Below are 20,689 nucleotides of genomic sequence, written 5' to 3' on the forward strand. Positions count from 1 at the left end.
GTGCGGCAACATGCGATCCCATTCCAACATTCAAGGGATCCACGATTTCCTGGTGAAGCCCACCATGGAAGGCGCGGGTTTTCCGATGTTGGGATGACCAGCAGCTGCAGGGCACTCGCATGCACAGCTGGTAACCGCACCAATATCAACGAGCCCGTAAACGCAAGGGCCTGTCCAATCGGGCCTCCGCCTGCTGGCATTTGAGCGCAGCCTTCCAAGGAATAGAAGATGTATACGAAACTTGCACTCCTTATCGACGGTGAATGGGTCCCGGAAACTGGCGCTGGGAGTGAAGTCGTTCTCAATCCTGCTACAGAACAGCCTCTGGGCACACTGCCGCACGCCGGAAAGCCAGAACTTGACCGCGCAATCGCGGCGGCAAGCCGGGCATTTGAGAGCTGGAAGCGTACCTCGCCTTACGAACGCGGGCAGATCCTGCGACGCGCCGCTGATCTCATGCGCGAGCGTCTGGAGCACATCGCCACGGTGCTAACCCTGGAGGAAGGTAAGACTCTGGCGGAAGCGAGAGGCGAGATCACGGCCGCGGCAGAGTTCTTTGATTGGTTCGCAGAAGAGGGGCGGCGCACCTATGGCCGTGTTATTCCCGCGCGCCTGCCCGATATGCGCCAGACGGTGACACAAGAGCCGGTTGGCCCCGTCGCTTGCTTCACCCCCTGGAACTTTCCGGCGGTGACGCCCGCGCGCAAGATCGCCCCAGCTCTTGCTGCTGGTTGCAGCTGCATCATCAAGCCGGCCGAGGAAACGCCGGGGACGACGCTAGAATTGGCACGGGCCCTAACCGATGCAGGACTGCCCAAGGGCGTTCTGAACGTGGTGTTCGGTGCACCGGCAGACGTCTCCGAGTATCTCATTCGTTCGCCCGTGATCCGGAAGATCTCCTTCACCGGATCGACGGCAGTCGGACGCCATCTTGCTCGCTTAGCAGGAGAGACGTTGACGCTGGCGACAATGGAGCTCGGCGGCCACGCGCCTGTTATTGTCGCGAAAGACGCCGACGTCCCGCGTGCGGCAGAGCTCTCCATGACTATCAAGCTGCGCAACACTGGCCAGGTTTGCACCTCGCCGACACGCTTCTTCGTCGAGCGTTCGGTCTATGAAGAGTACCTCGAACACGCTCGTGCCGCCGTGGAGAAACAAGTCGTGGGCGATGGGATGCAAAAGGGCACCACTGTCGGCCCTGTCGCCAACGCCCGCCGCGTTGCTGCGATGGACGACCTGATCTCCGATGCGTTATCGCATTCGGCCCGCCTTGTCGTCGGAGGTGAACGGCTGAAGGGGACCGGTCTGATGTACAGGCCAACTATCCTGGCGGATATGCCCGACAAAGCGAGGGCCATGCGAGAGGAGCCGTTCGGTCCCCTCGCGCTCGTACAACCTGTTGACGATCTAGAACAGGCCATCGCACGGGCGAATGCGTTGCCTTACGGTCTGGCCGGATATGCCTTCACCCGCTCCGCCGCGACCGCCAACCGCATAGCGGAGAAGCTGGAGGTCGGCGTCATCGGCATCAACCAGATGGTGGTGACGATCCCCGAAACTCCGTTCGGCGGCATCGGCGACAGCGGCTGGGGTCGCGAGGGCGGCGTTGAGGGTTTAGAATCCTATACGGTACGAAAATACGTCGGCCATCTTCATGTCTAGCAGCCGATGAGACCAAAAAGAAAAGGAGCGCGGGACGTGAGCTTGGGTGGGACATTTTCGGGTTGGCGGCCGCGGAAACTCGCCTCCGAGGGACCGCGCTACCTTGCCTTGGTCAGTGCTCTGGAGAGGGACATCGCTGACGGCCGGCTGTGCGATGGCGACCGCCTTCCGCCGCATCGTGATCTGGCGCGAGAGCTCAGCCTGTCGGTCGGCACCGTCAGCAAAGCCTATCAGGAGGCCGAACAACGCGGCATCATCAGCGGACATGTCGGGCAGGGCACCTTCGTCCGGCGCCGTTCCGCCGCGCAGGCCGAGGCGGCCACGGTAAGACATGAACCGGTCAATTTAGCACTGAACGTACCTGCCCAAGGAAGCGAAACGCAGGTCCTCTCCGCGTTGTTTGGCGAGGTGGTGCGCGAGCCGGATCTTGCGCCCTTGTTGGGCTACCATCCTCACGGTGGCGTTCCCCAGCATCGTGAAACAATCGCAGCCTCGCTGTCTGACAACACCTTTGCGGTCGAACCGGCACGGCTGTTTCTGTGCAATGGCGCCCAGCACGCGATCGATGTCGCCCTGCGCCTCGTCGCAAAGCCCGGCGACAGTGTCTTGGTGGATGCTTTGACTTATTCCGGCTTCAAGGCCATCGCCGCTGCCAGCCACCTCAATTTGGTGCCCGTGGAGATGGATGAGGAGGGGATGGACCCTGAGGCGCTGAAAAAAGCCTGCCGGGCGTCCCGAGCGCGAGTGCTCTATTGCATGCCGACGTTGCAGAGCCCCACGGCTCGCACAATGAGTCCTACCCGCCGGCGGCGCATCGCTGAACTCGCCGAGGAGCTCGATCTCGCCATCATAGAGGATGACGTTTATGGCTTTTTCTTCCCCGAGCGTCCTGTACCGATCGCCTCATTGGTGCCGGCCCGCACATTCTACGTCACGTCCTACTCCAAATGCCTTGCGCCAGCCTTCAGGCTAGGGACACTGACAGTCCCGCCGGCCTACATCGCTCAAACCGAGCTCCTCCTGCACGCCTCTGCGTGGTTTGTCGCTCCGATGCTAGGCGAGGCTGTGGTGCGGTTGATTGAGAGCGGAAAGCTGGAAGAACTTCTGCGTGAGCGCCGCGTCCAGGCGCACGAGCGTTACCGGGTGTTCCTAGACGTTTTTCCCAATGCCGCAAAACTTCAGTTCCCAGCCTTCTACGGATGGTTGCCATTGCCGCAGGAGTGGTCCGCAGATCGATTTACGGCGGCGGCGCGAGGACGGGGGATACTTGTTACCCCCCGCATCGCCTCAGCGGTGGGAGAGGGGGATCCTGGCGCAATTCGCGTCTGCCTTGGCGCCCCTAATGATCCTAAGGAACTCTCCAATAACCTTCAGATACTTCGGGACATTATGGCTCGCCGGCCAGTAAACGTCGCTTCGGTCGCGTAGGTGTCCGTCTCGTTTCGGTACGCTCAGCGAATCCCTTAGAATGACAGCCCATTTCTTGGCTGCGAGGATAGGTCGGGCTGCCACCAAGCAGGAGCTGCCGAACTAAAGAAGATCACCGATGGAAATTCTCGGCCAGGTCTCGGTGCACCGAGCGGCTTTGATCTTCACCGACCAAGCGTCGATCAGACTGCCGAGGACCAATCGTCCATTGCCACGAGTATCCGGCCATTTCATCGTTGGTGTCCCCAGTGGCAGCGAGATCACCCCATGCGCCGCCGATAGCAGGGCGGTCGCGAGGCGCTCCGTCAGCCTTGGTGTCGCCTCCACCCCTAATTCGGAAAGATACTCCGCCATCGAGGTCACAAATAGCCCGTAGCCCTTTCGTGCGATGTCCGTTTCACCGAAATAAACCCCGTCGGGAAAACGCCTGTCCTCAACTGTCCCGGCCATCGAATACAGCGATCGAAAATGATCGGGGTTGTCCACCCAATAATCGATATAGGCCTCCATGACACGCCGCAGCCGGACCTCACCGCTGGAATGGAGCGCGCGGACTTGGTCGAGCCGATCCGCCATTTCCTCGAGATTCCTCTCCTTCACTGCCAGCAGCAGCAGGATCTTGGTCGGAAAGTATTTGAGAACCGTGCCCTTCGAGTAACCGAGGGCATCCGCGATCTTCTGGATCGAAACGGTTTCAAGTGTGCCGCTCGCGAACTCCTTTTGCGCTGTTTCAAGGATTCGAGCCTGCAAAGCGCGCTTGTCAGCTTCTTGGCGCGCGCGCTTCTGAAAGCGCCGCAACCCCTTGGAGTTTCCTGATCTCTCGGCCGACATCCAATCTCCGCCTGGTCTGTCCTGCAGCTACATGACTGTTATCACGAGCAAAAAGACGCCACTCGATTCGTAGCTTGCCATTTTCTGAAATAAATGACTATAGTCAATTAAGTTGAAGCGACCAAACGGAGGCAAGCAGTGGCAACATCGGCACGCGAATATGCCTGCAGCGATTTCGATCCGTTCGACTGGGACACTCGCATCGACCCCTATCCGGCCTATTCCGAGCTTCGTGCGAAGGCACCCGTCGTCCGGCTCGAGAAATACGGCGTCTTCGCCGTGCCGCGCTTTGCCGAGATCAAGGCGGTCTTTGCTGACCATGTGAACTTCAGCAATGCCGGTGGTGCTGGCATCATCAATTATTTCAAGGAGAAGCCGTGGCGTCCGCCGAGCATCGTCCTCGAAGCTGACCCACCGCTACATACACGCACCCGAAAGGTGCTGGCGCGGATCATGTCGCCGGGTGCGATGCGGGGCCTTGAGAACAGCTTCAAGGCCAAGGCCGCCGCGCTGATCGATGAACTGATCGAAAAGCGATCGTTCGACGCAGTCCGCGATCTTGCCGAAATATTTCCGGTGACCGTGTTTCCGGAAGCCCTGGGCATCGACAATGAGGGCCGCGAAAATTTCCTGACCTACGGCGCAATGGTGTTTGCCGGCATGGGGCCGGAGAACGATTATTTTCGAACTCTGATGGCCAAGGCACCTGAGGTTTTGCCTTGGGTTGCCGCGAAATGCCAACGGGACGCCTTGGCTCCCGGCAGTTTTGGCGCGCAGGTCTACGAGGCCGCCGATAGCGGCGAAATTACCCATGACGAAGCGCCTCTGCTCGTCCGGTCCTTTCTTTCGGCGGGACTGGATACGACTATCAGTGCAACAGGCATGGCCCTCTTTAGTTTGGTCCGTCATCCGGAGCAGTGGGCCATTCTGGCTGCCAATCCTTCGCTGGCGCGCGGCGCGTTCGACGAGAGCCTGCGCTACGATTCCGCCGCACCTTACGTCTTTCGGACCACACCGCATGAAACCGAGATCGCAGGGGTGCCGATCGGTAAGCACGAGAAAGTATTGCTGCTGATTGGTTCTGCAAATCGCGACGAAACGCGGTGGGAGCAGCCCGACCAGTTCGACATCACCCGGCGCGTCTCGGGCCATATCGGCTTTGGCACCGGGATCCATGGCTGCGTGGGGCAAATGGTCGCGCGGCTCGAAGGCGAAGCCGTGCTGGCCGCCCTGGCGGCGAGCGTGGCATCAATCGAGATGACCGGCGAGCCGGAATACCGCGACAGCAGCGGATTGCGGGCACTCAGCTCGCTGCCGGTACGCGTTACGACGAAATAGCGGCCGGGCTGATCAGAGCGGCTCGCACTGCGGGTCGATGGCGGAAAATACCGGTCCCATAGAATGCAACCGATATATGGAAGGCGGCTGTGACCGGTGAAGAATGCATGGTCCAAGATTCTACGCCGCGTGAACGCCCCGGCGGCAAGGTTTCCTGTTCAGCGCCACACAAAGGTTTGTCCTCAACCAGACTCCAACCAAACACGCAGATCATTGCGAGGAGCGGGCGTCGCCGCTGTCGAGTTGCGCCAGCAGCCAGTCTGCAAAAGCTCGTACCGCCGATCTCTGCCGGCTGGCGCGCGGATAGATGAGACGGTGACCGACATAACGGATGTCGGTTGCGCGGCCTGACAATGGGGCGACCAAACGCCCGCTAGCCAGTTCGCGTTCGGCCAGGAGGGTTGATTCCAGCGCAACGCCCAGTCCCTCCGCAGCTGTCGCAATCGCCAGAAAGCTGCGGTCGAACCTCATGCCGTGAAGCGCGGGGGCTTCCAAGCCGTTGGCTGTGAACCATTGGTGCCACTGCACCTGCTTCACGTCCGAGCGGATCAGCGTCTGATTGAGCAGATCGGCGGCCTTCCTTATCGATCTTGCAAGGACAGGGGAGCAGAGCGGGGTGACCGTCTCTTCCGGTAGAGGAACAACCTCGACCCCCTCCGCGCGCGGCGGACCGTAGACGATATCGATATCGAAATCATCGTTGCTGAAGCGCGCATAATCCGTGCTCGCGGCCAGTCGAACTTCGAGCTTCGGGTACGCAACGAGAAACTGTGCAAGGCGCGGTGCCAGCCATTGCGCAGCAAAGCTTGGGGCGGAGTGGACGCGCACCAGTTGCGGTCCGCGCGCGGCGACTTCCTCAAGGCCGCGGCGGAGCTGATCGAACGCCGCCCCCGTGTGACGCATCAGATTTTCGCCGGCAGGGGTGAGCCGCACAGAGCGCGCACTGCGCTCGAACAGAACGGTCCGTAGCGTGGCCTCCAGCTTGCGGATCGCGTGACTGACGGCGCTCGGCGTCAGGTGAAGCTCATTCGCCGCATCGCGAAACGATCCGGTCCGGGCTGCGGCCTCAAAGGCTCGAATCGAGGATATCGGGATCTTCGAGAGCATCCGATAAGTGAACCAGATTCATCGATCCGTGACAACTGTGCGTTTGTACGGCAGGCCTCCGCGAGTCATTGCTAATCCAGCAAGGAAGAATAATTTGCGGGAGGAATTGATGCTGCTCAGCGGTAAGACGGCAATCATTTCGGGCGCGGCCTCGCCGCGGGGCATCGGGCTCGCAACCGCGCGGCGGTTCGCCGCCGAGGGCGCTCGGGTGGCCATTCTGGATATCGACGCGGGCGCCGCGGCGGACGCTGCGGCATCGCTTGGAAAGTCCCACATTGGACTGGCGTGCAACGTCGCCGACAAATCGCTCTGCGAACAGGCAGTCACCCGAGTAGTCGAAACCTTCACAGGCATCGATATCCTGATCAACAATGCCGGGATTACACAGCCGGTCAAGTTCCTGGACATTTCGCCGGCCGATTGGGATCGAATTCAGGACGTCAACCTCAAGGGTATCCTGTTTCTGTCGCAGGCGGTGATCCCGCATATGCGCGCACGAAAGTCCGGGTCGATCGCGTGCATGTCGTCCGTCTCGGCCCAGCGCGGTGGTGGCATTTTCGGCGGCCCACACTACTCGGCTGCGAAAGCGGGGGTCCTTGGCCTCGCCAAGGCGATGGCGCGGGAGTTCGGCCCTGACGGGATTCGCGTCAACTGCGTCACGCCCGGCCTGATCGGCACGGATATTACGGCAGGCAAGCTGAACGATGAAATGAGAGCGAAAATTCTGGAAGGCATTCCGCTCAATCGCCTCGGCACGGCAGAAGACGTTGCCGGTATCTACACCTTCCTAGCGTCCGATCTATCTGCCTACGTCACGGGTGCCGTGATCGACGTCAACGGCGGCATGCTTATCCACTGAGCCAGCGAGATAAGGTCAGATCGATGGAAACGCCCACCAATACGCTTATCAACGCGCCCAAGCTGGCGGACCGCGCCTACAACATCCGCCGCAATGCGCTGCGCATGGGCGAAGTCCAGGGGCAGGGTTATATCGCGCAGGCGCTAGACATCTCCGATGTTCTCGCCGTGGCCTACTTCCACGCCATGCGTTACCGGCCTGAAGATCCGTCATGGGAGCGCCGGGACCGCTTTCTGCTCTCCAACGGACATTATGCCATCGCACTCTACGCAGCTTTGATCGAGGCGGGAATTGTTCCGGAGGAAGAACTCGAAACCTATGGCAGCGACGAGAGCCGCCTGCCGATGTCAGGCATGGCTTCCTACACGCCCGGAATGGAAATGTCGGGCGGATCGCTTGGCCTCGGGCTGAGCATCGCCGTTGGCATGGGCCTAGGACTTAAGCGCAAGAGATCCGAGGCGCGGGTATACACGTTATTTTCCGATGGCGAACTCGACGAAGGCTCCGTCTGGGAAGCGATCCAGTCGGCAGGCCACTACAAGCTCGACAATCTGATCGGCATCGTCGACGTCAACAATCAGCAGGCGGATGGTCCTTCCACGCAGGTCATGGCCTTCGAGCCGCTGGTCGACAAGCTTCAGGCCTTCGGCTGGTTCGTGCAGCGGATCGACGGCAACGATCTCGATGCCGTGGCTGCAGCGTTCGACGCCGCCAAATCCCATCCCGAGCCCAAGCCGAGGATGATCGTCGCCGACACTCTGATGGGGAAGGGCGTTCCTTTCCTGGAACAGCGCGAGAAGAGCCATTTCATCCGCGTCGAGCAGCACGAATGGCAGCTCGCGCTTGCCGCGCTCGAAGCCGGGAGGCAGGCATGAAAACCGTCAGATCAGCACCTCAGCCTGGCAAGCCGCGCCTGACCACCTCCGCCATGATCGCGTCGATCGCGTCCGAGGGACAGAAGACGAAGCCTGCCCCCTTTGGACACGCGCTCGTCGAGCTCGCACGCCACCGCCCTGAGGTGGTCGGCATGACGGCCGACCTCGGCAAGTACACCGACCTGCACATCTTTGCGAAGGAATTTCCGGACCGCTATTACCAGATGGGCATGGCCGAGCAGCTTCTGTTCGGCGCCGCCTCCGGCCTCGCCGCCGAAGGCTTCATGCCATTCGCCACTACTTACGCCGTGTTCGCATCGCGGCGGGCATACGACTTCATACACCAGACGATCGCGGAGGAAGACCGCAACGTGAAGATCGTTTGTGCATTGCCCGGCCTGACCTCGGGCTACGGCCCTAGCCATCAGGCCGCAGAGGATCTCGCGCTGTTTCGTGCCATGCCGAACATGACGGTCATCGATCCCTGCGATGCCCACGAAATCGAGCAGTTGGTGCCAGCCATCGCGGCGCATGGAGGGCCAGTCTACACCCGCCTGCTGCGCGGCCAGGTGCCGGTCGTTCTGGACGAGTACGACTACAAATTCGAGCTCGGCAAGGCCAAGCTGATCCGTGACGGGAAGGACGCCCTGGTCATTTCCTCCGGCATCATGACGATGCGTGCGCTCGAGGCCGCGCAAACCTTGAGGGGCGACAGCGTTGATATCGCGGTGCTGCACGTTCCGACCATCAAGCCGCTCGACGCCGAGACGATCTTGCGTGAAGCCGGTAAGTCGGGCCGCCTCGTCGTCGTTGCCGAGAACCATACAGCGATTGGCGGTCTCGGCGAGGCGGTTGCCGCACTTCTGATGCGTTCAGGCGTTCATCCGCCTTTCCGCCAGATCGCATTGCCGGACGAATTTCTTGACGCCGGCGCACTTCCGACACTGCACGACCGCTACGGGATTTCAACTGCAGAGGTCGCAAGGCAGATCAAGCAGTGGCTTTAGAGTACCGGCGCTAAGCGCCATCGAGCCAAGCCCAGGTGAGGAGCTACGCCCGTCGCATGTTGCGGCGGCGAGTGATGGCTCCTGCCCAAGTGCCCGGTGGTCGAGAGCCGGAAAGCGAAGAACCCGGAAAGCTGCACGCCAGCATGCGCTGATGCAGCAGGCAGCAACGTCAACGGACCAGGAGGAAAACATGACACTCTCGAAGCCCGGAAGCATCAGCCGCCGTTCGCTGTTCATGGCGGCTACGGCCGTCCCTCTCTGCGGGATTCTCTCCCGCCCAGCGTCTGCCGCCGAGTTCGTGTACAAGTTCGCGACCGGACAGGATCCGACGCACCCGGTGAATATCCGAGCCCAGGAGGCCATCGACCGAATCCACGAAGCGACCAGCGGCCGGTTGGAGATCAGGCTGTTTCCGGCCAACCAGCTCGGCTCTGACACCGAGCTCATGACCCAGGTTCGCAGCGGCGGGGTCGAGTTCTTCAATCAATCGTCCTCGATCCTTGCCACGCTGGTCCCAAGTGCGGGCATCGTGAACACCGGCTTCGCTTTCGCCGACTATGACAGCGTATGGAAGGCGATGGACGGCGACCTCGGCACCTATATCCGGGCGCAGATTGCCAAGACCCCGATCATGGCGGTCTCGAAGGCCTGGGACAACGGCTTCCGTCAGGTGACCTCGTCCAGCCGTGAGGTGCGGACGGCGGACGACCTGAAGAATTTTCAGATCCGCGTCCCACCAGCGCCGCTCTTGACCTCGCTGTTCAAGGCGCTCGGCGCCGGGCCGACGCCGATCAACTTCAACGAGGTCTATTCCGCGTTGCAGACCAAGGTCGTCGACGGCCAGGAGAATCCGTTGCCGATCATCGCGACCGCGCGCCTCTATGAAGTGCAAAGCACGTGCAGCCTGACCGGGCACGTCTGGGATGGCTACTGGATCCTGGGCAACAAGCGCGCCTTCGACCGCCTACCCAAGGACGTGCAGGAGATCGTGACACGCGAGCTCGACCGCTCTGCCGTCGATCAGCGCGCAGATATCGCGAAGCTCAGCCTGTCATTGCGAGCCGATCTCTCGGCCAAGGGCCTCAAATTCATCGACGTAGATCGTACTGCCTTCCGCCAGGCCCTGTCCAAAACCAGCTTCTACGCCGACTGGAAGGGCAAGTTTGGCGAGGAGGCGTGGTCGCAGCTCGAAAAAGCCGCGGGCCAGCTATCATGAGCAGCACGAGCCATACGCCGCTCGATGCCGGCATGGCGGCCCGCAGGTCTCAAGGGAGCTCGCGCAGTTGGGTGGTGACAGCGAACAGGATACTCGGCCACGTCGTCGCAATCCCGGCGGCACTGCTCGTCCTTGCGGAAATCGCGGTCCTGTCCGCGGGCATCGTGGCCAGATACGTGTTCCGCTCGCCGATCGTCTGGTCCGACGAGCTCGCCGGTATTCTCTTCCTCTGGCTCGCCATGCTCGGATCCGTGATCGCATTCCAGCGCGGCGAGCATATGCGAATGACCGCCATCGTGGGCGTTCTCAGTGCGGAGGCTCGCGCGTTCCTGGACGTCGCGGCAGCCGCGGCGTCGCTGGCATTTCTCGTGCTCGTCGTTTGGCCGGCCTATGAATTCGCCGCCGACGAGGCGTTCGTAACGACCCCGGCGCTCGAGATCGTCAACACCTGGCGTGCGGCGGCTCTGCCGATCGGGATCGGGCTGATGCTGGTCGCTGCCGTCCTCCGACTCATCCGCATCGCGAGCTTGCGCAGCTTACTGGCCTCCCTGGTGATCGTCGCAGGCATCATCGGGACGTTCGTTCTGCTGGCACCGGTCTTGAAGCCGCTTGGCAATCTGAACCTTCTGATCTTCTTCGTTTTCGTGGTCGGCGCGATGGTCTTTGCCGCCGTGCCGATCGCGTTCGCATTCGGCCTCGCCACTGTCGGCTATCTCGCCCTGGCAACCAGCACACCCGACGTGGTGATGATCGGACGAATGGATGAGGGCATGAGCCACCTGATCCTGCTCGCCGTGCCGCTCTTCGTCTTTCTCGGCCTTCTGATCGAGATGACGGGAATGGCGCGCGCCATGGTCGGCTTCCTGGCCAGCCTGCTGGGCCATGTGCGCGGCGGATTGCATTATGTTCTGGTCGGGGCGATGTATCTGGTGTCGGGGATCTCCGGGTCCAAGGCTGCCGACATGGCGGCAGTGGCTCCGGTCCTGTTTCCCGAGATGCGGCAGCGTGGGGCCAAGCCCGGCGATCTTGTTGCGCTCCTGGCCGCAACGGGTGCGCAAACCGAGACAATTCCCCCGTCGCTGGTTCTGATCACAATCGGCTCGGTGACCGGCGTGTCGATCTCGGCGCTGTTCACCGGCGGGTTGCTTCCGGGCGTCGTGCTCGCGGTCATGCTCGCGGCCGTGGTGTGGTGGCGATACCGCCGCGAGGACCTGTCCCACGTCAAACGGGCGACGGGGCGGGAGATCGGTCGCGCCTTTGTGATTGCGATTCCGGCCATCGCGCTGCCATTCGTGATCCGGACCGCTGTCGTCGAGGGCGTTGCGACGGCAACAGAGGTCTCAACCATCGGAATCCTGTACTCAGCCTGTGCGGGTCTCTTCATCTATCGGCAGTTCGACTGGCGCCGAATCTATCCGATGCTGGTCGAGACGGCCTCGCTGTCGGGGGCGATCCTGCTCATCATTGGCGCGGCGACCGGCATGGCTTGGGCGCTGACTCAGTCGGGATTTTCTGCCTCTCTTGCAAAGTTCATGACCAGCCTTCCCGGCGGAGTCCCCGTCTTCCTGGCGGTGACGATCGTGACCTTCGTGATCCTGGGCAGCGTGCTGGAAGGGATCCCCGCCATCGTCCTGTTCGGCCCCCTCCTGTTCCCCATCGCGCGGCAGGTCGGGGTGCACGACGTCCACTACGCGATGGTCGTCGTTCTCGCGATGGGCATTGGCCTGTTCGCGCCACCGTTCGGCGTCGGCTACTACGCGGCCTGTGCCATCAGCCGCATCAACCCGGATGAGGGCATGAGGCCGATCGTGGGCTACATGATCGCGCTCTTGATCGGCACACTGATCGTCGCAGCCGTGCCCTGGCTTTCGATCGGCTTCCTCTGAGTCTCGAGGGAGCGCCTCGCGGCGACCAAATCGCGCGGCTCCTCGTCAGGCGAATTTCGGTATGCAGCGGCAGGCCTTCGCAGGGCATATCGATCTCCTCGACCTGCCCCTTGCCGATTTCAGTGACTTGTCGCCGCCGCTTGCTCACAGAGGAGGTTCACTTCGCTCGCGGCTGCGGCGCCGGCGGATGTCCTCTTCAATCAAATAGGTTGGAAGCAGGGCAACGCCGAGGTCGGCCAACACAGCTGATAAGATCATCGAGAATTGGTCAGAGCGGAGCCCCCGATATGGATCCGCGCTGGCGGCGAAGGGCTCTGGACTGTCGCGATGTCCGATGCACGAGGAGATCGTCAGGTCAAGACACCTCGTCCCTTCCCGCAGAAAGGCGAGGTCGCCTGCGTCGCGTCAGCGGCCGGGCTGGCGCAACAGGGTTCAACGTCGGCGATCGATTGCCGCCCGCGTCGGAACGCTTCGACCAATACCGGCCGCCTGCTGTCGATCACAGAACCGTGCGGCGACCGGCTTGGCGTGTTTTCGGCCTCGTCACACATCCCGGCGGCGGTGATGCTGATGGGTGGCTTGGGCTGGTTGGCTGGTCCGGCCTGCATTGCTCCCCGACAGAGTGTCCAACTCTACGAATAGTGCAAGAGTGGGCGCTGGGACCAAGCGATGGAGCTGCAGCGGCGGCTGTGGCACCTCAACGAAGCGTTCACTCGCTACAATCTAGCAGCCTGCATCAAGGCAGGCCTTTCGATCCAGGGATTTGATGTCGGTTCACCAATCGCGCCACAGTTGCCGTTGTCGCCTGACGATAGGCGCGAACTGGCGCAGATTCTCGGCAGGTTCGTCTGAGAACCCGACCGTACAGAGTGTGGCTGAAGAAGATTGAACGGAGCCAGTACTTACCGGGCGACTTGCCCGCGCGAACACCATTGGGGGATGAAATGGCAATTACTAGCGTGGAGACGATCGAGTTCGAGGACGTTTCGCTAAAAAGAGGCAGATGCTGAGGGCGATCATAGCATCATGCCTCGGCTGGGCTCTCGATCTATTCGACCTTTTCATACTCCTGTACGTGGCGCCCGTAATCGGTGCGCTGTTCTTCCCCTCCGATTATCCGACCCTGTCGCTTGCCGCGGTCTATGGTTCGTTCGCAGTGACGCTCTTCATGCGTCCGGTTGGTTCGGCCATCTTCGGTCACTTCGCAGACACGCACGGACGCAAGGGCGCTATGACAGTGGCAATGATTGGCGTGGGTGTAAGCACGGCGGCCTTCGGCGCCTTACCAACGATCCAGCAAGTCGGACTAATTGCCCCCATCCTCTTTCTTATCTTGCGACTGGTGCAAGGCGTGTTCGTGGGCGGTGTCGTGGCGTCCACGCACACAGTCGGAACCGAGTCCGTTCCGGCGAATTGCCGAGGCTTCATGTCCGGACTTGTGGGCGGCGGTGGTGCGGCGATCGGCGCGCTCTTCGCCTCCATCGTGTACTTAGCGACCTCCTGGATCTTCCCGGGAGGCGCGTACGCGCAGTGGGGTTTGCGTTTCATTTTCTTCTCCGGCCTGCTCAGCAGCGTCCTAGGATTGTATATTTCCCTCAACCTCGAAGAGTCCCCGTTCTTCAAGAGACTACAGCACGACAAAGAAGCGAACGCGATCAATACGCCTGCGGCGCCTTTGAGGACGTTGTTTTCGGCCGCCTATCGCAAAGTTCTTCTGGTAAACCTTCCGATTACTTTCGGCAGCGGGGCTGGGTACTACCTGAGCTCGGGGTACATGCCGACCTTCCTGAAACTCATCAACAGGGTTCCCAACAATGTTGCCGCCCTCATCCTCATGGCCGCAAGCGTTGCCGCGTTCGTCTCATCCGTGCTAATCGGGACACTGAGTGATCGGCTTGGGCGCAAGCGGACATTTATGATCGTCGGGCTGGCGGCCATCGTGCTACTGCCACTATGTTATCTCGGAATGGCGAAGGCGACGGATCTGACCGAGATCGTCCTCTACGCCCTCGCAATCGCCTTTATCGGCAACGCCGGCTACGCACCTGTCCTCATCTTCCTAAACGAACGCTTTCCAACCGCGTTGCGGGCCAGCGGCACGGGATTGTCTTGGAATATTGGCTTTACGCTCGGCGGCATGACCCCAACCTTTGTCTCTCTTGCTAGCCGGACGCCGGCAGATATTCCGACGTCGCTCGCAGCGTTCACGGTAAGCGCCTTCGTTATCTACTTGATCGGGAGTTTCATCGTGCCTGAGACCAAGGGCCGTTTCACTTGAGCAATGGCGCGCGGCCGGCGCAACGATTGACTTACTTATGCTCCCTCGCGCCGCGCGAAGTTCGCATGCGTTTTGCCTCCTCTAGCACGATCTTCCGCAGCCAGACGCTCGCGGGATCGCTGTTAAGAAGCGCCGGCCACTGGATCGCCTCGGTGAAGGCGGGAAGCGACATGGGTAAGTCGACGATGCGGAGCGGCATTGCCGTAGCGAAATGCCGCGCCAAACGTTGGTGCATGGTCGCGACACGCTCGGTTCCAAGCAGAAGCTGGGGAATCATGCTGAAATTCTGCACGGCGACCTCGATCCGGCGCTTAATGCCGTGCTCGAGCAGTAGCCACTGTTCGATCGAGGGCTTCCTTGTCCGTCCGAATTGCGCCGTAACATGTCCCATCGACATGTATTTCTCGAACGTTAGCTTGCTGGACAATTGCCGGTTCGATCGGCACCCGACGCAGACAAGACGCTCCTCGAACAGCCTCTCCTTGGGATGAGCGGGCGACATGAAGATCTCGGGAAAGATCAGGAAGTCGATCTCACCGCGCCGGACTGGCTCGTCTGGCTGATCGTCGAACTGCAATAACTCGAAGGTTACCCTAGGCGCCTCCCGCGCTACCCGCTCTACAATCTTCCTGAAGAAGACAATCGTCATGAAGTCCGACACGACGACCCGAAATCGGCGGTCGGACTTTGTCGGATCGAAGGCGTCGCGCGCCGTGATTGACAATTGGATGTGCAGCAGCGCCTCCCGCGTCGGCGCAGCCAGGGATGCAGCAAACGGCGTCGGAACCAGCACACGCCCACGCATAACAAAAAGATCATCACGGAAATAGGCGCGCAACCGCGCCACGGCCGCGCTCATCGCTGGCTGACTAAGATTGACGTTGCGCGCCGCCACCGAGAGATTACGCTCGGTCAACACGGCGTTGAGTGCAACCAGGAGATTCAGATCGAGACCATTGAAACGCACCCGACTGCTCCATCCACCGCCTGGATATAACTTATCCGACCATCAATTCTAATGATGACATCAATATCATTGGGGTCTCGGCAAAACCAGTGGGAGGATCATCGTGGCGATATTGCTGTCATAGGCTAACCCTACCAGCCTCACGATGTTATCACTCCTAGCCAGCTCGAGACCGGGCGGCCGTAATCGGCTTTGGCCGACGCTCTGCGGCTTGCCGGGGCTGACTCATATGGACACTGAGAAAGTCCACTTACACTTGCCTGCGATATCGACGAAGCTCTGCGTGCCCCCACCGATCGGCTCGCAGTCTTTTTGCGCTAAGAGCAAGCCGAGCAAGCCACTCACAGGCATCGGCATCAATCCGGGTTTACCTAAGGGTTTCCCGGGCACATCCGGCCGGGCCATGCGACGCGCGACTCTGATCGGACCACGAGTAGCTCTCCGGAAACAGGATAAGACGACTCTTCGGGTTACCCCCATGGCGCACTTCGCAGCTTTGGTTGCCCTGCGTCTGTCCAGGCCGAGAATTGACGGAGGCCCGAAGCCCAGCCGCGACGAGAGCCGACCCATCCACGACGTGGATGGCTTATATCAATTCAATCGATTTCCCAAACATGAAGCGGTGAGTGATCCTGAAGATCACGTAAGGGAGGGAGACTCGTGCACGAAGAGCGCTTCGACGTCGCTGTGGTTGGATATGGCCCAACTGGTCTCGTACTAGCATCATTGCTCGGACAAATGGGACATCGGGTTGTGGTCGTCGAGAGGTGGCCGACACTATATGGACTACCACGCCTCACTCATATCGACGGCGAAACGGCGCGAGTGCTGAGCTTCGCTTGTGACATCGACTACGCACTGAGAGATTCTTCGCCCCTGACTTCGTACTTATTCTTGGATGCGAACGGCAGAACACTGGTTGATTCTTCGGCTAGGCCGGAACCTTCCATGGGTTTTCCGGCTCATATCTCGATCCATCAACCCGATATCGAAGATGCGATGGACAAGCAAATCCGGCAACTTAACAACGTCACGCTGAAACAGGGAGTAACGTTGGTCGGAGTGCGGCTCGAACTAAACGAGGCATACCTTACAGTCCGCACACAAGACAAGAACGAGACCCTAAGAGCCAAATTTGTCTTCGGCGCCGACGGCGCACGCAGCCAGGTCAGGAGCAGTCTCGGAATCGGGCTGGAGGACTTCGGGTTCAATGAACGCTGGCTCAACGTCGATTCCGAGCGAAAACGTGACTTGCCGGCGAAGTTCAACAGGACGACGCAGTTCTGCGACCCACGTCGCGGCTACATGTTCATGCCGATCGGGAAGACGCGTCAGCGATTCGAATTCGCGCTCCTGCGGAATGAAGATATGGACACCATGCAGAGCCCTTCCACTGCCTGGAGGCTTCTCGGGCAATATCACGGGATCAGTTCTGACGATATTTCGATCATACGGCAGATCGTCTACACGTTCGAATGCAGGCTAGCGGAGACCTGGCGCCAAGGTGTCGCCTTGCTCGGGGGGGGATGCGGCTCACACCATGCCGCCCTATCTTGGACAGGGTGCATGCTCCGGAATCCGCGATGCGGCGAATATCGCATGGAAACTCAATCTTGTGTTGACGGGCCGCGCCTCTGTCGATCTGCTGGACACTTACGAGGCGGAACGCCGTCCCCACGTCACCAGCCTCATGAAGACGGCGGTGAAACTTGGGAAAGTAGCGAACACGCACAGCCGGCTAGTCGCCGCCCTTCGCAATGTCGCATTCCGCCTCAAGCTCGTGCCGCCACCACCACCGTTCCCGTCGCTTTCAGCGGGCGTGATCGAACGCGGAAGGCAAGGTCCGGCGGGGCTCCAAATCGGACGCGTGCCGCCCCAGTCGCAGGTGAGGGTGAACGGGCGGCTCGGCAGGCTCGATGACTATGTCGGCTACAATTTTGCGCTTATATCCGTCACGAATCCGCACAACATCCTTTCGCAGGTGGAGACTTCCTTTCTAGAGAATCTAGGCTGCCGAATCCTCACGTTAAGCGACGATGCAGATACCAATGTGGCCTGGATTGAGGAGGCCGGTGGGAGCTACCTGGACTACCTTCGGAGTCATGGAGCGGTCGCGATGCTTACGCGGCCCGATACGTATCTCTTCGGCTTCGCCAGCGAACCCACAGATTTGTCGCGACTGGTGAACGAACTGAAGGATCGGCTCTGCTGGCGCTCTGAGGCGCAATCAATCGCCGCCTGATTCAAAGCTGGACCAACACATGACTTCAGAACCACCGAAACAGACTTGCCGCCGTGGTAAAAGCGAGCCGCTCACCCGCATGTTAGACTACGGCATGAGGCGCGAGGCAGCAGAGCAGGCCCACCGAGCACTGCAGGAGGGCCAGCCGTGGGACCAAGCTCTCGTCGATATTGCCGAGGCGGAGCGACTCAAAGCGCGTAGCGCAGAGGAGACGACCGATCTGACTGCAGCCCGCGAATATTGGCTTTCGGCGGCCACCGCGCTCAACTTTGCTCAGATGACGTTTGCACTCGATGGAGAGCGAAAAGCGCGCTTGTACCAACAATTGATAGGTTGCTTTGCAAAATTCGCAGGGCTGGTCTCACCGCCTGCGCGAAAGCTGGAAGTGCCGTTTGGGTCCGGCGCCTTGCACGCGTGGCACTTTCCCTTGGCGTCTGACGGCCCGTCTCCAGTGGTGATCGTGTTCGGCGGTTTGAACGGTTGGGCTATCGCTTACTCCAGCATGGCCGAGGCACTCCGCGCCCAAGGAATTGCTTGCCTACTCGTCGATGGTCCCGGCCAGGGTCAATCGAGGCTCGACGGTAGGGTCTATCTCGATGCACAGGTCACGAAGGCATTCAGCCGGTTCGTCGATGTTGCACTTGATCTTGCCTCCGGTTCCGGTGCCGTGGGACTTTGGGGCAACAGCTTCGGTGGGCTGTTCGCCGCGCTTACCGCAGCCGCCGATCCGCGAATTTCTGCTTGCTGTATCAACGGCGCCCCAACGCGCTCTCGACTGCAGACATCTCCAGACGCTGCGAAGGAGCCTCCTGCTCTTCGCACCGCCAAGGAGCAGCTTGCGGCGATGTGCGGGCGTCGCGAACTCGCCGGTTTGGAGGATACAGTAGAGGCGCTATCCTTCCAGCCAGACGTGGCGCCGATCCTCTGTCCTCTTCTCGTACTCGAGGGAGGCGCAGATCCGCTGGTGCTTCCGAACACACAGCAGGCGTTTCTCATCGGAAACCGGTCCCCGAGCTCGCGTCTTCTCACGTGGCGGGACGGTGAGCATACGCTGTACAACTATGCGTCCGAGCGCGACGCGACGGTCTCGGGCTGGTTTGCGGAACGGTTGGCCGAAGCAATCGCTCGCAACGCCGCTTAATACCGCGTCGATAATAACATCTGATCCCGCAAAGCAGTAGGGGCGGGACTCGAAACGATTGCTGCCACGGACTAATTCTCATTCGTTTTGCTCACCTCTCTTAGAACAGCATTTTCGGGACGCTCCGGATCTGTAATCGCCAACCTACCCAAATCCACACCTCGCCTCCGACCAGTTCGACCGCGATGTCGGTGACACGCCGTGACGAATTCGTTTGTCCGCCAGTCGAAGGACGTGAGCCACCATCGCCGACGAGGTCTCGCGGGACGAGCCGGTCCTTCGGTTCCATTGATCGTCGCGCAGGCGAGCACAACAAGCAGCGTTCGACCAACACAAAGGGGAACTGAGACAATGCGAGATGGTGGGTTTGCCTCAATTGATGTCGTCAGCGCAATCGATTCTGCTCCGATCAGCCAGCGTCAGCTCTTCACGTTCGTTCTTTGCGCCCTGATCGCGCTAATCGACGGGTTCGATACTCAGGCGATTGCGTTCGTAGCCCCAGCAATCTCCGAACAATGGCACCTCGACGCTGCAGCGTTCGGGCCGGTCTTTGGAGCGGGTCTCGCCGGCCTTGCATCCGGTGCTTTCGTGCTAGGTCCCATGACCGATCGTTTCGGTCGCCGCCCTATCCTGATCGCGTGCACATCGATCATTGGTGTATTTACCTTGCTCACCGTCTGGTGCGAAAGCTTCACTCAATTATTGGTGCTTCGGTTCTTCACGGGAATCGGGCTTGGCGGAGCCATGCCCGGCATCATCGCGTTGACGTCGGAGTACGCCCCTTCGCGCGCGCGAGCGACAATTCTGACCATCATGATCACCGGCTTTCCCTTCGGCGCCTTTGCCGGCGGAATTCTCGCGGCTTATTTGGTCCCCGCCCATGGGTGGGGTTCGGTTCTGCTGGTCGGTGGCTGTGTTGCACTGGCCCTCGTCCCTCTGTTGTTTTTCGCACTGCCCGAATCAATCGGGTTTCTCGCCCGGCGCGGTAATGCGGGTCCAGAATTGGCGCGTTTGCTGAACCGGATTTTGCCCGCTTCTCCATTTAGCGGAGACGAGCAGTTCGTTCTTCCTGAAGCGCCTCTTCCGAGTTTTCCTATTCGCAATCTGTTCGCGCGAGGTCGCGCGGCGTTGACTATTCTTGTCTGGGTTGCATTCTTCTCGAACTTGTTGGTGATGTACTTCCTGCTTAGTTGGATGCCCACGCTGTTCAAGCTGGGAGGTCTCGGGATAGAAACAGCGATTAAGACAACTGCTGTTTCGAACGTTGGGGGGATCGTCGGAGCGATTGCGCTCGGTCGGATCATCGATAGATTTGGGCCCATTCGGGCGTTGTCGCTGGCCTATATCGGCGCGGGATGTTGCCTTGCCTTCATTGCCGCAATCGACCGATCACGTTGGCAATTGCTCGCGCCAGGTGTTTTCCTCGTCGGGTTCTTCATCGTTGGCGCACAAATCGGAATAAACGCGCTCACAGCTGAAATATATCCAACCGGTATGCGCTCGACGGGCGTCGGTTGGGCTCTCGGAGTCGGCCGTATCGGCTCCATCGTGGGGCCGATCGCTGGCGGCGGCCTTTTAAGTCTCGGATGGTCGATCGCGCTGATCTTCTGGCTGATGGTCGGGCCAATGCTGGTCGCTGCAATGGCGATCTTCAGCGTCGGGTTGCTTTTGGCGGGTTCGATGCGAGCTCGTCATCCACCGGAGTTGGTGCCCCCCGGACTCGCCGCCCGAGAAACTGCGGCCTCTGATTGGCGCTCCAATCGGCCACGACGGTGAGAGGTCCTAGGCGCAACTGAGCGCGCGGTTGGGATACCAAGCTGGTTGGAGCCGGTGCTTGGGACCGGGGTCGGAA

General features: G+C 60.6%; 16 protein-coding genes and 2 pseudogenes. 14 read left to right on the forward strand and 4 right to left on the reverse strand.

Annotated elements, in window-relative coordinates:
• Positions 1-228: 228 nt before the first annotated feature.
• Together AC0L3K_RS19475 and AC0L3K_RS19480 are read left to right on the forward strand one after the other, a co-directional pair.
• On the forward strand, positions 229-1,662 hold the full coding sequence (locus AC0L3K_RS19475) for an NAD-dependent succinate-semialdehyde dehydrogenase (RefSeq protein ID WP_473366663.1): 1,434 nt from the start codon (positions 229-231) through the stop codon (positions 1,660-1,662).
• 36 nt (positions 1,663-1,698) lie between these two features.
• Positions 1,699-3,090 carry an aminotransferase-like domain-containing protein gene (locus AC0L3K_RS19480; RefSeq protein ID WP_473366664.1) on the forward strand — a complete coding sequence of 464 codons (1,392 nt, stop codon included), beginning with the start codon at positions 1,699-1,701 and terminating at the stop codon, positions 3,088-3,090.
• 102 nt (positions 3,091-3,192) lie between these two features.
• Here the strand turns inward: AC0L3K_RS19480 and AC0L3K_RS19485 are convergent, their stop codons facing one another.
• The gene (locus AC0L3K_RS19485) at positions 3,193-3,921 is read right to left on the reverse strand and encodes a TetR/AcrR family transcriptional regulator (RefSeq protein WP_473366665.1); all 729 of its coding nucleotides are present in this window, start codon (positions 3,919-3,921) and stop codon (positions 3,193-3,195) included.
• 138 nt (positions 3,922-4,059) lie between these two features.
• Between AC0L3K_RS19485 and AC0L3K_RS19490 the strand changes: the two genes are divergently transcribed.
• A complete protein-coding gene (locus tag AC0L3K_RS19490) occupies positions 4,060-5,259 on the forward strand; it encodes a cytochrome P450 (RefSeq protein ID WP_473366666.1) in 1,200 nt (399 codons plus the stop codon).
• A gap of 210 nt (positions 5,260-5,469) precedes the next feature.
• On the opposite strand, the gene AC0L3K_RS19495 is transcribed toward AC0L3K_RS19490, so the two are convergent.
• Positions 5,470-6,366, reverse strand: coding sequence for a LysR substrate-binding domain-containing protein (locus AC0L3K_RS19495; RefSeq protein WP_473366667.1), 897 nt, complete (start codon positions 6,364-6,366; stop codon positions 5,470-5,472).
• Positions 6,367-6,475: 109 nt separating this feature from the next.
• On the opposite strand from AC0L3K_RS19495, the gene AC0L3K_RS19500 reads away from it, so the two are divergent.
• From AC0L3K_RS19500 to AC0L3K_RS19520, 5 genes are all read left to right on the forward strand, one after another.
• Positions 6,476-7,225 (forward strand): SDR family NAD(P)-dependent oxidoreductase, encoded by a 750-nt coding sequence (locus tag AC0L3K_RS19500; protein WP_473366717.1) that lies wholly within the window; start codon positions 6,476-6,478, stop codon positions 7,223-7,225.
• A 23-nt stretch (positions 7,226-7,248) separates the two neighbouring features.
• Positions 7,249-8,100 carry a transketolase gene (locus AC0L3K_RS19505; protein WP_473366668.1) on the forward strand — a complete coding sequence of 284 codons (852 nt, stop codon included), beginning with the start codon at positions 7,249-7,251 and terminating at the stop codon, positions 8,098-8,100.
• Positions 8,097-9,107: a transketolase family protein gene (locus AC0L3K_RS19510; protein WP_473366669.1), complete on the forward strand. Its 1,011-nt coding sequence runs from the start codon at positions 8,097-8,099 to the stop codon at positions 9,105-9,107. Before AC0L3K_RS19505 ends, AC0L3K_RS19510 begins: the two co-directional genes overlap by 4 nt.
• A gap of 190 nt (positions 9,108-9,297) precedes the next feature.
• The gene (locus tag AC0L3K_RS19515) at positions 9,298-10,323 is read left to right on the forward strand and encodes a TRAP transporter substrate-binding protein (RefSeq protein ID WP_473366670.1); all 1,026 of its coding nucleotides are present in this window, start codon (positions 9,298-9,300) and stop codon (positions 10,321-10,323) included.
• A gap of 32 nt (positions 10,324-10,355) precedes the next feature.
• Positions 10,356-12,209 carry a TRAP transporter large permease gene (locus AC0L3K_RS19520; RefSeq protein WP_473366718.1) on the forward strand — a complete coding sequence of 618 codons (1,854 nt, stop codon included), beginning with the start codon at positions 10,356-10,358 and terminating at the stop codon, positions 12,207-12,209.
• A 144-nt stretch (positions 12,210-12,353) separates the two neighbouring features.
• Here AC0L3K_RS19520 and AC0L3K_RS19525 read toward each other — a convergent pair whose 3' ends face one another.
• Positions 12,354-12,590, reverse strand: a complete 237-nt coding sequence (locus tag AC0L3K_RS19525) for a LysR substrate-binding domain-containing protein (protein ID WP_473366719.1) — start codon at positions 12,588-12,590, stop codon at positions 12,354-12,356.
• Positions 12,591-12,671: 81 nt separating this feature from the next.
• On the opposite strand from AC0L3K_RS19525, the pseudogene AC0L3K_RS19530 reads away from it, so the two are divergent.
• A pseudogene (locus tag AC0L3K_RS19530) lies at positions 12,672-13,061 on the forward strand (dihydrodipicolinate synthase family protein); the annotation flags it as partial.
• 151 nt (positions 13,062-13,212) lie between these two features.
• Complete coding sequence (locus AC0L3K_RS19535) at positions 13,213-14,487, forward strand: MFS transporter (RefSeq protein WP_473366671.1); 1,275 nt, start codon at positions 13,213-13,215, stop codon at positions 14,485-14,487.
• A 31-nt stretch (positions 14,488-14,518) separates the two neighbouring features.
• On the opposite strand, the gene AC0L3K_RS19540 is transcribed toward AC0L3K_RS19535, so the two are convergent.
• Positions 14,519-15,454 carry a LysR family transcriptional regulator gene (locus AC0L3K_RS19540; protein WP_473366672.1) on the reverse strand — a complete coding sequence of 312 codons (936 nt, stop codon included), beginning with the start codon at positions 15,452-15,454 and terminating at the stop codon, positions 14,519-14,521.
• 687 nt (positions 15,455-16,141) lie between these two features.
• Between AC0L3K_RS19540 and AC0L3K_RS19545 the strand changes: the two are divergent.
• The 4 genes and pseudogenes from AC0L3K_RS19545 to AC0L3K_RS19560 form a co-directional block, all read left to right on the forward strand.
• Positions 16,142-16,963 (forward strand): annotated as a pseudogene (locus AC0L3K_RS19545) (FAD-dependent monooxygenase); the annotation flags it as partial.
• On the forward strand, positions 16,959-17,696 hold the full coding sequence (locus AC0L3K_RS19550) for an FAD-dependent monooxygenase (RefSeq protein ID WP_473366673.1): 738 nt from the start codon (positions 16,959-16,961) through the stop codon (positions 17,694-17,696). The pseudogene AC0L3K_RS19545 and the gene AC0L3K_RS19550, both read left to right, overlap by 5 nt.
• 19 nt (positions 17,697-17,715) lie before the next feature.
• On the forward strand, positions 17,716-18,837 hold the full coding sequence (locus tag AC0L3K_RS19555; protein ID WP_473366674.1) for an alpha/beta hydrolase: 1,122 nt from the start codon (positions 17,716-17,718) through the stop codon (positions 18,835-18,837).
• Between the two features lie 351 nt (positions 18,838-19,188).
• On the forward strand, positions 19,189-20,613 hold the full coding sequence (locus tag AC0L3K_RS19560) for an MFS transporter (RefSeq protein ID WP_473366675.1): 1,425 nt from the start codon (positions 19,189-19,191) through the stop codon (positions 20,611-20,613).
• Positions 20,614-20,689: the final 76 nt, after the last annotated feature.

It is taken from the genome of Bradyrhizobium sp. MI1.10 (assembly GCF_055811035.1).

Excerpts from the sequence above, each read along its gene's own strand:
- AC0L3K_RS19520 (WP_473366718.1), top strand. The coding sequence starts at position 10,356 with ATGGCGGCCCGCAGGTCTCAAGGGAGCTCGCGCAGTTGGGTGGTGACA.
- AC0L3K_RS19555 (WP_473366674.1), top strand. The coding sequence starts at position 17,716 with ATGACTTCAGAACCACCGAAACAGACTTGCCGCCGTGGTAAAAGCGAG.
- AC0L3K_RS19515 (WP_473366670.1), top strand. The coding sequence starts at position 9,298 with ATGACACTCTCGAAGCCCGGAAGCATCAGCCGCCGTTCGCTGTTCATG.
- AC0L3K_RS19535 (WP_473366671.1), top strand. The coding sequence starts at position 13,213 with ATGCTGAGGGCGATCATAGCATCATGCCTCGGCTGGGCTCTCGATCTA.
- AC0L3K_RS19500 (WP_473366717.1), top strand. The coding sequence starts at position 6,476 with ATGCTGCTCAGCGGTAAGACGGCAATCATTTCGGGCGCGGCCTCGCCG.
- AC0L3K_RS19485 (WP_473366665.1), bottom strand. The coding sequence starts at position 3,921 with ATGTCGGCCGAGAGATCAGGAAACTCCAAGGGGTTGCGGCGCTTTCAG.
- AC0L3K_RS19510 (WP_473366669.1), top strand. The coding sequence starts at position 8,097 with ATGAAAACCGTCAGATCAGCACCTCAGCCTGGCAAGCCGCGCCTGACC.
- AC0L3K_RS19495 (WP_473366667.1), bottom strand. The coding sequence starts at position 6,366 with ATGCTCTCGAAGATCCCGATATCCTCGATTCGAGCCTTTGAGGCCGCA.
- AC0L3K_RS19505 (WP_473366668.1), top strand. The coding sequence starts at position 7,249 with ATGGAAACGCCCACCAATACGCTTATCAACGCGCCCAAGCTGGCGGAC.
- AC0L3K_RS19560 (WP_473366675.1), top strand. The coding sequence starts at position 19,189 with ATGCGAGATGGTGGGTTTGCCTCAATTGATGTCGTCAGCGCAATCGAT.
- AC0L3K_RS19475 (WP_473366663.1), top strand. The coding sequence starts at position 229 with ATGTATACGAAACTTGCACTCCTTATCGACGGTGAATGGGTCCCGGAA.